Source organism: Lawsonibacter asaccharolyticus (genome assembly GCF_022453915.1).
GTDB lineage: Bacteria > Bacillota > Clostridia > Oscillospirales > Oscillospiraceae > Lawsonibacter > Lawsonibacter asaccharolyticus.
Window position 1 is genome coordinate 2516401 of sequence record NZ_CP091870.1, and the last position, 12700, is coordinate 2529100.

Consider the following 12700-nt stretch of genomic DNA (forward strand, 5'->3'; position numbering starts at 1 on the left):
CCCTTGACCCGCCGGGGCCCCGGGACTATAATAAAGTGAGATATGACCGGTCAAAGCCCGACCGGCCGGCAGGGATATTATACCCTGCTCCCGGGCCCGAGGCAAGCCGTTTTTGTTAGATCATGAGAACACGGGAGGTCCTCCCTTTTGAAGCAAGTCGTCTGTCTCTCCACCGAGCCCTGGAGCCCCACCCCCGGCCGGACCCAGCACCTGATCACCCGGCTCAAGGACGCCCAGGTCCTCTACTTCTGCCCCGGCGGCGGACTGTTGGATCAACGCTGGCGCCAGCCGGGCAGGAAGGTCCGCCCCAACGTCACCGTCTATACCATGCCCCCCGCCCTCCCTGTGGATGAGCGCCACGACCGGCTGTTCCGGCTCTCCCGGCAGCGCCAGATCCGCTTTCTCGCCGACAAGCTGGCCCGGCACCGCTTCCGCCGTCCCCTTCTGTGGACCACCTCCCCTGTCCATATCCACGCCCTGGATGCGCTGGAGTACGACGGTCTGGTCTACGACTGCGACCAGGTGTGGGACGAGCTGCCCGACCGGTGGGAGGGCAGTCTGGCTGGTGCGGCGGACGTGGTCTTTGCCGCTTCCCCAGGGTTGGCCGACCGCCTCTCCCCGTGCAGCGGCAACATCGCGCTGCTTCCCAACGGGGTGAATTACCCTCTCTTCGCCGCCGCGGGCTCCGCCGGGCGTCGGGGGGAGCTGGACCACCTGCCCGGGCCCCTGCTGGGCTGGGCAGGCACCATCCATGCCGACCTGGATTTGACCCCCATCCTCTATGCCGCCCAGGCCCGGCCCGCCTGGACCTTCCTGCTGCTGGGGCGCCGGGAAGAAAACCCTCTGCTGCGCCGTCTCTCCCGCCTGTCCAATGTGATGCTGGCCGGCCCCTGCCCGCTGGTGGAGGTCCCCGACTATTTGGGCCGCTGCCAGGTTCTGCTGGACCTGCTGCGGGACAGCCAGCCCTATAACGACGTGGTCCCGCCCCGGCTCTATGAGTATCTCTCCACCGGCAAGCCCATCGTATCCATGCTGTGGCCGGAACAGGTGGAGCTCTTCCCCGATGTGGTCTACGGCGCCCACTCCCCGGAGGAGTTCCTCCATCTGTGCCAGCAGGCGCTGGCGGAGGACCCGGGCTGGGTGGATCAGCGCCGCCGGGACTACGGTGCGGCCGCCGCCTGGTCACGGCGGGCCGACGAGGTCAAGCGCATCCTGGTCACGGCGGGCCTGCTGTGAGCCCGCCCCCGCCGTCCTGACGACTTCCCTGTCATTTTTTCTCCCGCTCCTTGTGGAAGCTGACAAAAATGCCCTGCCCCCTTGCAAATATCGGGATTTTTCGATAAAATGAAAGTCCATTCATTGTTGGGCAAGGAGGTCCTCCTATGTTTGTGTGCCTGTCTTCCATCTGTCGGCAGCACAGCATCCTGCGGGGGGATTTGTGCGCCCAAAAATAACAGGTAAGCGATCCCAGGCTGTCCGTTCCAGGCGGGCGGCCTGAATCTTTTCCCCGGGGAGAGCGGTCCGGGCCGCTCCTTTTCGCCTGTCCCCCGGCCGGGATCCTGAAAGGAGAGTTTTTTATGAAGAAAGTCGCTGTCATTATGGGCTCTGATTCTGACTGGCCGGTGGTCCAGGGGGCCTGCGCCCAGCTGAAGGAGTTCGGCATCCCCTATGAGGCCCACATCCTCAGTGCCCACCGCACCCCCGCCGCTGCCGCCGAGTTCGCCCGGGGTGCCCGGGCCAACGGCTTCGGCGTGCTCATCTGCGCCGCCGGCATGGCCGCCCACCTGGCGGGGGCCTTCGCCGGGAACTCCACCCTGCCCGTCATCGGTATCCCCATGAAGGGGGGCGCCATGGACGGCCTGGATGCCCTGCTGGCCACCGTGCAGATGCCCAGCGGCATCCCCGTGGCCACTGTGGCCATCAACGGGGCTAAGAACGCCGCTGTGCTGGCCGCCCAGATCCTTTCCGTCTCCGACGATGTGCTGGCCGCCAAGCTGGACGCCGCCCGGGAGAAGATGGCGGAGCAGATCGCCGCCAAGGAGGCCAAGCTCCAGGCAGAGCTTTGATCCAGACAGGAAATCGGAGTGATGGAGCGCGCTGCGCGCGCATTTTAGGCACCCCAGCACCTCTCTTCAACTCCTAATCTCAAGCAGGTCTCTGCTTCCCGATCAACTAGATTTTTGAGAAAAAGAAAGGACGGTCTACTATGAAGAAAGTCGAGCAGCTGTATGAGGGCAAGGCCAAGAAGGTCTATTCCACCGAGGACCCGGGTCTGGTCATCGTGTCCTACAAGGATGACGCCACCGCCTTTGACGGTCTGAAAAAGGGCACCATCACCGGCAAGGGGGCCATCAACAACCAGATGACCAACTACCTGATGGGCCAGCTGGAGAAGGCCGGCGTGCCCACCCACTTTGTGGAGGAGCTGAGCGAGCGGGAGACCGTGGTGAAGAAGGTGACCATCGTCCCCCTGGAGGTCATCATCCGCAACATCTCCGCTGGCTCCTTCGCCAAGCGCTACGGCGTGGAGGAGGGCATCGTGTTCGACGCCCCCACCATCGAGTTCTCCTATAAGAACGACGACCTGCACGATCCCCTCATCAACGACTACCACGCCGTAGCCCTGAAGCTGGCCACCTGGGACGAGATCGACACCATCAAGAAGTACGCCTTCCAGGTCAATGACTTCCTGAAGAAGACCCTGGCCGAGTGCGGTGTCACCCTGGTGGACTTCAAGCTGGAATTTGGCAAGACCTCTGACGGAACCATCGTGCTGGCCGACGAGATCAGCCCCGACACCTGCCGCTTCTGGGACTCCAAGACCGGGGAGAAGCTGGACAAGGACCGCTTCCGCCGGGACCTGGGCAACGTGGAGGGCGCCTACCAGGAGATGGCCCGCCGCCTGATGGGGAAATAAGCCTTGGGGATCATCGGTTCAGCGGACGGTCCCACTGCCGTAATCGTGACCGGCTCTCCGGGGCCAGTCCTTCTGCTCCTGGCGCTGCTGATCCTGGGCGCGGGGACCCTGGCCTGGCTTTTGATCCGCAAATACAGGAAATAGATCTCCCTGGGCAGGCGCAGGGGGTGGGGAGCGAGGGAGTATGTTCTCCTCTTTCCCTTTTCTCCACGCGCAACTCTTCACTCTAAATTTTTTAGGAGGACCACATGGGCGGCTTTTTTGGCGCAGTTTCACACCAGGATGTGACCCTGGATATCTTCTTTGGAGTGGACTATCACTCCCACCTGGGCACCCGGCGGGGCGGCATGATCATCCATGACGCCAAAGATGGGTTCCAGCGGCAGATCCACTCCATTGAAAACACCCCCTTCCGCACCAAGTTTGAGAAGGATCTGTCCGATTTCCACGGGTGCAGCGGCATCGGCTGCATCAGCGACACTGACCCCCAGCCCCTGCTGGTACGGTCCCACCTGGGACTGTACGCCATCACCACGGTGGGCATCATCAACAACGCCGAGGAGCTGATCCAGCGGTATTTTTCCGACCACGGCCATCAGTTTATGGCCATGAGCTCCGGAAAGGTCAACTCCACCGAGCTGGCCGCTGCCCTCATCAACCAGAAGGATGACCTGGTCTCCGGCATCCTGCACGCCCAGGAGGAGATCGATGGCTCCCTCACCCTGCTGCTCCTTACAGAGCAGGGTGAGATCATCGCCGCCCGGGACCGGCTCGGCCGTCTGCCGGTCCTGGTGGGGCAGAACGACAGCGGCTGCTGTGTCTCCTTCGAGTCCTTTGCCTACCACAAGCTGGACTACCACGACGCCTACGAGCTGGGCCCCCGTGAGATTGTCCGCATCACCGCTGACGGCTTCGAGACCCTCTCCCCCGCCGGCCAGGAGATGAAGATCTGCGGCTTCCTGTGGACCTACTACGGCTATCCCAACTCCAACTACGAGGGGATCAATGTAGAGGTCATGCGCTACCGCAACGGGGAGATCATGGCCCGGGACGAGGTGGCCCGGGGCCAGCTGCCCAAGGTGGACTATGTGGCCGGGGTGCCTGACTCCGGCGTCCCCCACGCCATCGGCTTTGCCAACCGCAGCGGCAAGCCCTTTGCCCGCCCCTTCGTCAAGTACACCCCCACCTGGCCCCGCTCCTTCATGCCCACCAATCAGGATGTCCGCAAGCAGGTGGCCAAGATGAAGCAGATCCCGGTGCCTGAGCTCATCGAGGGCAAAAAGCTCCTCTTTGTGGACGACTCCATCGTCCGGGGCACCCAGCTGCGGGAGACCGTGGAATTCCTCTATGAGTCCGGCGCGGAGGAGGTCCATATGCGCTCCGCCTGCCCCCCCATCATGCACAGCTGCAAGTATCTGAACTTCTCCCGGGGCAACTCCGACATGGACCTGCTGGCCCGCCGCACCATCCAGGAGCTGGAGGGGGATGAGGGGCAGCAGCATCTGGAGGAGTACGCCGACGTACATACTGAGCGGGGCCAGTGCATGCTGAAGGCCATCTGCGAGAAGCTGGGCTTCGACTCCCTGGGCTACCAGTCCCTGGAGGGACTGCTGGAGTCCATCGGCCTGGACCGGGACAAGGTTTGCACCTACTGCTGGAACGGCAGGGAATAAGGCCCCTCCAGGGGGGCGATGTCCCCCCTGGACGCAACGTCGCTTCCCCGTCGATATCCCCTCGCCTTTCCACAGGAAAGGCGGCCCTGGCCGCCACGGCCAGGGGTCATGATGTCCTGCGGCGAAATGGATTCGCCTGCGGACTCTTTGTTGTCCTTTCCGCTTTCGGCGGAAAGTCTGCGAGGCTTTAACACAGTGATTTGGAGGTTTTTAAGATGAAAAACTCCCATTCGGAGTCCTACGCCGCCGCCGGGGTGGACGTCACCGCCGGATATGAGGCGGTGGAGCGCATCAAGCCCATGGTGGAGTCCACCTATATCCCCGGGGTGATGGGCACCCTGGGCGGCTTCGGCGGCATGTTTGCCCCTGATCTGACCGGCATGAAGAAGCCTGTGCTGGTGTCCGGCACCGATGGCGTGGGTACCAAGCTGAAGCTGGCCTTCCTGATGGATAAGCATGACACCGTGGGCATCGACTGCGTGGCCATGTGTGTCAACGATATCATCTGCGGCGGCGCTGCCCCCCTCTTCTTCCTGGACTACATCGCCTGCGGCAAGAACTACCCCGGGCGCATCGCGGACATCGTCTCCGGCATCACCGAGGGCTGCCGCCAGGCGGAGTGTGCCTTGGTGGGTGGCGAGACCGCAGAGATGCCCGGCTTCTACCCCGAGGAGGAGTACGACCTGGCCGGCTTCTCCGTCGGGCTGGTAGACGAGGAAAAGATCATTGACGGCAGACGCCTGAGCGAGGCGGATGTGCTCATCGGCCTGGCCTCCTCTGGGGTCCACTCCAACGGCTTCTCCCTTGTGCGGAAGGTGTTTGACGTGGAGCACGCCGACCTGAAGACGCCCCGTGAGGATCTGGGCGGCAAGAGCCTGGGCGAGGCCCTGCTGGCCCCCACCCGCATCTATGTAAGATCGGTGAAGGCCCTGCTGAGGGCCGGGGTGGACATCCATGCCGTCAGTCACATCACCGGCGGCGGTTTCTATGAGAATGTGCCCCGGATGATGACCCAGGGGCTCACCGCCCAGATCGACCTGAGCACCTTCCCCCGCCTGCCCATCTTCGATCTGATCCAGAAGACCGGGGACATCCCGGAGCGGGACATGTACAACACCTACAATATGGGCATCGGCATGATCCTGGCCCTGCCCGCAGAGCAGGCCGAGCAGGCTCTGTCCGTTCTGAAGGGGGCCGGTGAGACCGCCTATCAAATCGGCCGCGTCATCCCCGGCGAGGCCGGCGTGGAGCTGGTCTGATCACATTAGGAATGAGAAATGAGGAGTTGGGAATTGTGTCTCCGGCTCCGCCGGACCGATTTCAAACCGTGCGCCCCAGGCGCACTCCATCCATTCCAAATTCTTAATCCCTAACTTTCTAATTCCTAACTCACTCGGAGGTTCGCTATGTCCAAACGTATCGCCGTCCTGGTCTCCGGCGGCGGGACCAATCTGCAGGCCCTGATCGACGCCCAGGGGCGGGGAGAGCTGGTGAATGGCCGGATCTCCGCCGTCATCTCCTCCACTCCGGACGCCTTCGCCCTGGAGCGTGCCAAGAACGCCGGCATCCCCGGCTATGTGCTCCCCCGGCGGGACTTCTCCGACAGCCGCGGCTACACTGCCGCCCTGACCCGCCTGCTGCGGGAGACGGTAGGGGCCGATCTGGTGGTCATGGCCGGCTTTATGACCATCCTCACGGAGGAGCTGTTCCAGGCCTACCCCAACGCCGTCATCAATATCCACCCCTCCCTCATCCCCTCCTTCTGCGGAGTGGGCTGCTATGGCCTCCATGTCCACGAGAAGGCTCTGGAATACGGGGTAAAGATCTCTGGTGCCACCGTCCACTTTGTCACGGAGGAGTGTGACGCCGGCCCCATCATCCTGCAAAAGGCAGCTGAGGTGCTGCCCGGCGACACGCCGGAGGTCCTCCAGCGGCGCATCATGGAGCAGTGCGAGTGGAAGCTGCTGCCTCAGGCCGTCTCCCTCTTCTGCCAGGACCGGCTGAAGGTGGAGGGCCGGGCGGTCCGCATCTTGGACTGCCTGTAATACGCCTCCACACAAAGATCAAACACGCGGTGTAACTGACGGAAGTGGAATGGACCACAGGGAGCATCGTTGTGGACCATGCCGACCGTCTGGGCGCACCCGTTTTCCGAAACGCGGTGCGCCCTTTTTGCCGCTGTATGAGAAAGAAAGGAGCACCCTCATGTCCATCCAGACCATCCTTGCCTCCGGCTTTCTGCTCCTGGGCGGGATCTTCCTGCCCTATTGGGCGGCTGCGCTCGGCTGGCTGAGCTACTTCATCCCTTTGCTCAGCCTGATTTTTGTCCTGCTGGGGGTGATTCCGCTGCTGCTCTGCCTGTGGCGTGATTTTTGGTCCTGGTATCGCAGGACCCACACATTTACACAAGATCAGGACCCCAAATGAGAAAGAAAGGAGCATCTCATGTCCGCCAAGACCATTCTCGCCTCCGGCTTTCTGCTTCTGGGCGGAGCCCTGCTTCTGGTCGTCAGCAGCCTGGATTACAGTGATTTCTACAGTCTTTTTGGCCTGCTGTTCACGCTGGCAGGAGCGGTCCCCCTGCTCATCCACCTGGGGTCCCGCTATCTCACATGGTATCACAAGTCTCCCCCATCATCCACAAATGAGGACAACAAGGAGGATCCCCATGAAAATTCTTGATATAAATGAACTCCTGCAAGCTCACCCCTACCCCGGCCGTGGCATCGTCCTGGGCCGCTCCGCCGATGGCCAGAAGGCGGTCATCATCTACTTCATCATGGGCCGCAGCGGGAACAGCCGTAACCGCATCTTTGAGGCCACCGGGGACGGTATCCGCACCCGGGCCTATGACGAGAGCAAGATGGTGGACCCCTCCCTTATCATCTACCACCCGGTGCGCCAGGTGGGGGAGGTGACGGTGGTCACCAACGGAGACCAGACCGACACCATCCGGGACAGCCTGCTGGCGGGCAAGAGCTACATCGACGCCCTGCGCACCCGGTGCTATGAGCCCGACGGCCCCAACTATACCCCCCGCATCTCCGGCGTGGTGGACCAGGACGGCTCCTTCTGCCTGTCCATCCTGAAATCCGCCGACGGTGACCCCGCCTGCAGCCACCGCTACTTCTATGAGTACGACGCCCCCCTGGCTGGGGAGGGCCGCTTCATCCACACCTACCAGGAGAATGCCGAACCTCTCCCTTCCTTTGAGGGGGAGCCCCGCCGGGTGTCTGTCTCCGCCCCTGACGCTGAGACCCTGGCCAGTCAGGTGTGGGCCAGCCTGAATGAGGACAACAAGGTGTCCCTGTTTGTGCAGTATATCCACCTGGCCACCGGGGAGCGTGAGACCGTCATCCTCAACAAGCACGGAGAGCAGGCCCACGCCGCCTCCAAAGTCCCAAACTGAGAAAAAGAGGTGCAGATCATGACAGAACTGGAACTGAAATACGGATGTAACCCCAACCAGAAGCCCGCCCGCATCTTCATGGAGGAGGGCGATCTGCCCCTGAAGGTGCTCAACGGCCGTCCGGGGTATATCAACTTCATGGACGCCCTGAACTCCTGGCAGCTGGTGAAGGCCCTCAAAAAGGCCACCGGCCTGCCCGCCGCCGCCTCCTTCAAGCACGTCTCCCCCGCCGGGGCCGCCCTGGGCCTGCCCCTCAGCGACGTAGAGCGGCGCATCTACTTTGCCCCGGAGGGAGAGCTGTCCCCCATCGCCTGCGCCTATATCCGGGCCCGGGGGGCCGACCGGCTGTGCTCCTTCGGAGACTGGGCCGCCCTGTCCGATGTGTGCGACGGGGATACCGCCCGCTTCCTGGCTGCTGAGGTATCCGACGGCGTCATCGCCCCGGGCTATACCGACGAGGCCCTGGATATCTTGAAAGCCAAGCGCAAGGGAGGCTATAATGTGGTTGAGATCGACCCCAATTATGAGCCCGCCCCCATCGAGCGCCGCAATATCTTCGGCATCACCTTCGAACAGGGATACAACAGCCTGGATATCAGCGAGGAGATGCTCCAGAACATCGTCACCGAGAACAAAGACCTGCCCCAGCAGGCCAAGCACGACATGCTCCTCTCCCTCATCACCCTGAAGTACACCCAGTCCAACTCCGTGTGCTATGTGAAGGACGGCATGACCATCGGCGTGGGCGCCGGCCAGCAGAGCCGCATCCACTGCACCCGACTGGCGGGCAGCAAGGCGGACATCTGGTGGCTGCGCCAGCATCCCAAGGTCCTGGGCCTCCAGTTCGTGGACAACATCCGCCGCCCCGACCGGGACAACGCCATCGACCTGTATATCTCCGACGAGTACGAGGACGTGCTGGCCGAGGGCGTATGGCAGAACACCTTCCAGGTGAAGCCCGAGGTGCTCACCGCCGAGGAGAAGGCCGCCTGGATCGCCCAGATGTCCGGGGTCACTGTGGGCTCCGACGCTTTCTTCCCCTTTGGGGACAACGTAGAGCGGGCCCGGAAGTCCGGCGTGCAGTACATCGCCCAGCCCGGCGGCTCCATCCGGGACGATCAGGTCATCGCCACCGCCAACAAGTACGGCATGGTCATGGCGTTTACCGGGATTCGGCTGTTCCACCACTAATTCAATTAGGAATGAGGAGTTAGGAATTTATGAGCAGCGAACGTATCCTGATGCCCAAAAGCCTTGCTTTTGCCAAGCGCATTGTCTTTGCTTACCGATATTTATCGGAGGAGAAGAAGGAATATGTCCTCTCCAAGCAGATGCTGCGCAGCGGCACCAGCATTGGCGCTAATATCGCAGAGGCTCAGTACGGAAGCAGCCGGAAGGACTTCTTAAATAAACTGTACATTGCCTTGAAGGAATGTGCGGAGACTCTCTACTGGCTGGAACTGCTCTATTCCTGCGACTACATTTCCCGCACTGAATATGACTCTCTCCATTCGGACTGCGAAGAATTGAGAAAACTGCTCTCCTCCATCACAAAGTCTGTCCGTGACGGAACAATTCCTAACTTCTAATTCCTAACTTGCTGAAAGGTCGTGTTTTTATGAAGGCATTAGTCGTCGGCGGAGGCGGCCGTGAGCACGCCATCTGCTGGAAGCTGGCTCAGAGTCCCAAGGTGACCGAGCTGTACTGCGCCCCTGGCAACGGGGGCATCGCCCAGGTGGCCCAGTGCGTGCCCATCAAGGCCACGGACGTGGAGGCCATGGTGGCCTGGGCCAAGGAGCACGCGATGGACTTCGTCATGGTGGCCCCGGACGACCCCCTGGCCCTGGGCATGGTGGACGCCCTGGAGGCGGCGGGGATCCCCGCCTTCGGCCCCCGGGCCAACGCCGCTGTCATTGAGGCCAGCAAGGCTTTCTCCAAAGAGCTGATGAAGAAGTACCACATCCCCACCGCCAAATACGAAACTTTCACCGATATGGATGGAGCCCTGGCCTATGTCCGGGCGCAGGGGGCCCCCATCGTGGTGAAGGCGGACGGCCTTGCCCTGGGCAAGGGCGTGGTGGTGGCCGCCACTGTGGAGGAGGCCGAGGAGGCCGTGCGTTCCATGATGCAGGACCACAAATTCGGTGCCTCCGGCTCCACCGTGGTCATCGAGGAGTGCATGGTGGGTCCCGAGGTGACTGTGCTGGCCTTCTGCGACGGGGAGCACCTGGTCCCCATGCTGTCCAGCCAGGACCACAAGCGGGCCTACGACGGCAATCAGGGCCCCAACACCGGCGGCATGGGCGCCTTCTGCCCCTCCCCCAAGTACACCCCGGAGATCGCCGAGCGCTGCATGAAGGAGATCTTCCTGCCCACAGTGGCCGCCATGAAGGCGGAGGGCAGGCCCTTCAAGGGAGTCATCTACTTCGGCCTGATGCTCACTCAGGACGGCCCCAAGGTGGTGGAGTACAACGCCCGCTTCGGCGACCCGGAGACCCAGCCCCTCTTGTCCATGCTGGACACCGATCTGATGGACATTTTCCAAGCCTGTGTGGACGGCACCCTGGACCAGATGGACATCCGCTGGAAGCCCGGCGCCTCCTGCTGTATCGTGCTGGCCTCAGGCGGCTACCCGGTGAAGTACCAGAGCGGCTACCCCATCTCCGGTCTGGAGGCAGCCGGAAAGCTGGCCACGGTGTTCCACGCCGGCACCAAGCTGGGTGAGGACGGGACCGTCCTCACCGCCGGCGGCCGGGTGCTGGGAGTGACTGCCGTGGGCGGAGACCTGGAGGAAGCCATCGAAAAGGCCTACGCCGCCTGCAAACCCATCTCCTTCCAGGACATGCACTTCCGCACGGACATTGGGAAGGTATGACCGGCTTGAAGATAGAAGGCGTCGTCTTTGATGTAGACGGGGTGCTGTTCGACACCGAGCGTCTCACCCAGCAGACCTGGCTGGCCGTCAGCCGGGAAATGGGCTGGCCCCAGGTGGGAGAAGCCTATCTGGAGTTCGTGGGCCAGAACCGTGCCGACATTTTTCAGAAAATGGAAGATCTCTTTGGGGCGGAGTTTCCCAAGGACGCATTTATGGCGGCCTGTTCCGCCCGCTCCCAGGCCCGGATGGAGACGGAGGGCGTCCCTATGAAGCCCGGCGTGGGGGAGGTGCTGGAGCTGCTGCGGAGCCGGGGCGTCCCCACCGCCCTGGCCACCTCCACCGGCCGCCCCCGGACAGAGCGGCGGATGGAGATGACCGGCCTGGGTCCCTGTTTTTCCGCCATCATCACCGGGGATCAGGTGGCGCACAGCAAGCCTGACCCGGAGATCTACCTTATGGCCTGCAGGGCCCTGGGGAGCACCCCGGAGCGCACTGTGGCGGTGGAGGACTCCCGAAACGGCATCCTCTCCGCCTCCCGGGCGGGGATGCGGGTGGCCATGGTCCCCGACCTGCTGCCCCCCACTCCTGAGCTGGAGCCCCTCCTCTGGGGGCGCTTCGACTCCCTGCTCCAGCTGCGGGACCGTCTGGCAAAGGAGCTGGACTGAACCAAAAAGATACGCCTGGACCTCTGAGAAAGGAGGTCCAGGCGCTTTTTTCTGATCTCAGGTCTCCGGAAAAGCCCCGGCCCTCTGCTCACAGCAGGTCCAGTCCCAGCTGAAACAGCAGTACCATCACCGGCATGGTCACCGCGCACAGCAGGGTGGTGAGCACATTGATGGAAGAGACATACCCACTGTTGGGGTTGTGGTAGAGCTGGGCCATCTGAGTAATGGCGGAGGCCGCCGGCCCAATGGCGCACAGAAGGCTGACCAGCAGCACGTTGTCCCCGTCGCTGTGGGGCCACAGCACCCGCAGGGCCAGGAGCACCACCATGGAGAGCAGGGGGTAGACCAGCAGACGCAGCCCCGCCACCCAGTAGATGCGCCCCTGACAGAGCACCCGCTTCAGGTCCAGCTCAGAAAACAAGATCCCGATCACCAGCATGCTCAGGGGTGCCATGCAGCTGCCCAGCCCCTCCATGGCGGTGACCAGAGGCCCCGGCAGGCGCAGCCCGGTGATGAACAGCGCCAGTCCCGCCAGGATGGCGGCGATGGCGGGTGTGGTCACGATCTTTTTCCAATCAAACTGCTGGGCACCCCCCATCAGCTTCTGGCCATGGGTCCACATCAGGATGTTCTGCACCAGGATATAGACGCTGGTGTAGATCACATACTCCTGCCCCAGAATGGCCATTACCATGGGCAGGATCAGGTTGCCTGCATTGTTGTAGATCACGGACGCCTGCTCCTCCGGGGCAAGTCCGTGCCCGCTCCGGTTCATCAAGCCATTGAGCGCCAGGTAGAGCAGGTGGAGCAGCACTGCCGCCCCCAGGGCCAGCAGCAGGCCGGTCAGCTTGTCCGCCTCCATGGCCGTGTTGAAGGAGGTCATCAGGCTGCACGGCACCGCCAGATAGATACACATGCAGGAGAGCACCCGGCTCTGCTCCCCTGTGATCAGCTTCAGTTTTCCCACACCATAGCCGGCCAGACCCATCAGCACCATGCTGGCGATCTGCTGCACCAGCAGCCAGCTCATTTCCATCCGCGCTCTCCTCCCGATCTCACGCCACGGGGCCGCCAGCACCCGGGACTTCATCTTCCCCAGTCTAGCGGTCCGCATCGTGTTTGTCAATCCTTTCCCCGTGCTCTGTCCGCCCACCGCGCTTG

The 12700-nt window shown here is 62.7% G+C and carries 14 protein-coding genes and 1 riboswitch; of the genes, 13 read left to right on the forward strand and 1 reads right to left on the reverse strand.

Features of this window, described 5'->3' with window-relative positions:
- Positions 1 to 147 precede the first annotated feature (147 nt).
- The 13 genes from L9O85_RS12075 (at position 148) to L9O85_RS12135 (ending at position 11539) form a co-directional block, all read left to right on the forward strand.
- Entirely contained in the window at positions 148 to 1236 is a 1089-nt protein-coding gene (locus L9O85_RS12075; RefSeq protein ID WP_108980630.1) for a glycosyltransferase family protein, read from the forward strand.
- Positions 1237 to 1577: 341 nt separating this feature from the next.
- Complete coding sequence (gene purE / locus L9O85_RS12080; RefSeq protein ID WP_108980629.1) at positions 1578 to 2066, forward strand: 5-(carboxyamino)imidazole ribonucleotide mutase; 489 nt, start codon at positions 1578 to 1580, stop codon at positions 2064 to 2066.
- A 140-nt stretch (positions 2067 to 2206) separates the two neighbouring features.
- Positions 2207 to 2917, forward strand: coding sequence for a phosphoribosylaminoimidazolesuccinocarboxamide synthase (gene purC, locus L9O85_RS12085; RefSeq protein ID WP_108980628.1), 711 nt, complete (start codon positions 2207 to 2209; stop codon positions 2915 to 2917).
- A gap of 248 nt (positions 2918 to 3165) precedes the next feature.
- Entirely contained in the window at positions 3166 to 4590 is a 1425-nt protein-coding gene (locus L9O85_RS12090) for an amidophosphoribosyltransferase (protein WP_108980627.1), read from the forward strand.
- Between the two features lie 215 nt (positions 4591 to 4805).
- Positions 4806 to 5849 carry a phosphoribosylformylglycinamidine cyclo-ligase gene (purM, locus tag L9O85_RS12095; protein ID WP_277102786.1) on the forward strand — a complete coding sequence of 348 codons (1044 nt, stop codon included), beginning with the start codon at positions 4806 to 4808 and terminating at the stop codon, positions 5847 to 5849.
- A gap of 147 nt (positions 5850 to 5996) precedes the next feature.
- Positions 5997 to 6635: a phosphoribosylglycinamide formyltransferase gene (gene purN / locus L9O85_RS12100; protein ID WP_108980626.1), complete on the forward strand. Its 639-nt coding sequence runs from the start codon at positions 5997 to 5999 to the stop codon at positions 6633 to 6635.
- Positions 6636 to 6656: 21 nt separating this feature from the next.
- A riboswitch (ZMP/ZTP riboswitch) is annotated at positions 6657 to 6737 on the forward strand.
- A 58-nt stretch (positions 6738 to 6795) separates the two neighbouring features.
- Entirely contained in the window at positions 6796 to 7017 is a 222-nt protein-coding gene (locus L9O85_RS12105; RefSeq protein WP_301578736.1) for a hypothetical protein, read from the forward strand.
- Between the two features lie 18 nt (positions 7018 to 7035).
- Positions 7036 to 7272, forward strand: a complete 237-nt coding sequence (locus tag L9O85_RS12110) for a hypothetical protein (protein WP_050623559.1) — start codon at positions 7036 to 7038, stop codon at positions 7270 to 7272.
- Complete coding sequence (locus L9O85_RS12115) at positions 7259 to 7999, forward strand: IMP cyclohydrolase (RefSeq protein WP_050623558.1); 741 nt, start codon at positions 7259 to 7261, stop codon at positions 7997 to 7999. Before L9O85_RS12110 ends, L9O85_RS12115 begins: the two co-directional genes overlap by 14 nt.
- An 18-nt stretch (positions 8000 to 8017) precedes the next feature.
- Positions 8018 to 9190 carry a phosphoribosylaminoimidazolecarboxamide formyltransferase gene (locus L9O85_RS12120; RefSeq protein WP_276756658.1) on the forward strand — a complete coding sequence of 391 codons (1173 nt, stop codon included), beginning with the start codon at positions 8018 to 8020 and terminating at the stop codon, positions 9188 to 9190.
- Between the two features lie 29 nt (positions 9191 to 9219).
- Positions 9220 to 9588 (forward strand): four helix bundle protein, encoded by a 369-nt coding sequence (locus tag L9O85_RS12125; protein WP_108980622.1) that lies wholly within the window; start codon positions 9220 to 9222, stop codon positions 9586 to 9588.
- 29 nt (positions 9589 to 9617) lie between these two features.
- Positions 9618 to 10874, forward strand: a complete 1257-nt coding sequence (purD, locus tag L9O85_RS12130) for a phosphoribosylamine--glycine ligase (RefSeq protein ID WP_301578739.1) — start codon at positions 9618 to 9620, stop codon at positions 10872 to 10874.
- A complete protein-coding gene (locus tag L9O85_RS12135) occupies positions 10871 to 11539 on the forward strand; it encodes an HAD family hydrolase (RefSeq protein ID WP_301578740.1) in 669 nt (222 codons plus the stop codon). The genes purD and L9O85_RS12135 overlap by 4 nt, the downstream gene beginning before the upstream one ends.
- An 88-nt stretch (positions 11540 to 11627) precedes the next feature.
- On the opposite strand, the gene L9O85_RS12140 is transcribed toward L9O85_RS12135, so the two are convergent.
- The gene (locus tag L9O85_RS12140) at positions 11628 to 12653 is read right to left on the reverse strand and encodes an AEC family transporter (protein WP_301578741.1); all 1026 of its coding nucleotides are present in this window, start codon (positions 12651 to 12653) and stop codon (positions 11628 to 11630) included.
- Positions 12654 to 12700: the final 47 nt, after the last annotated feature.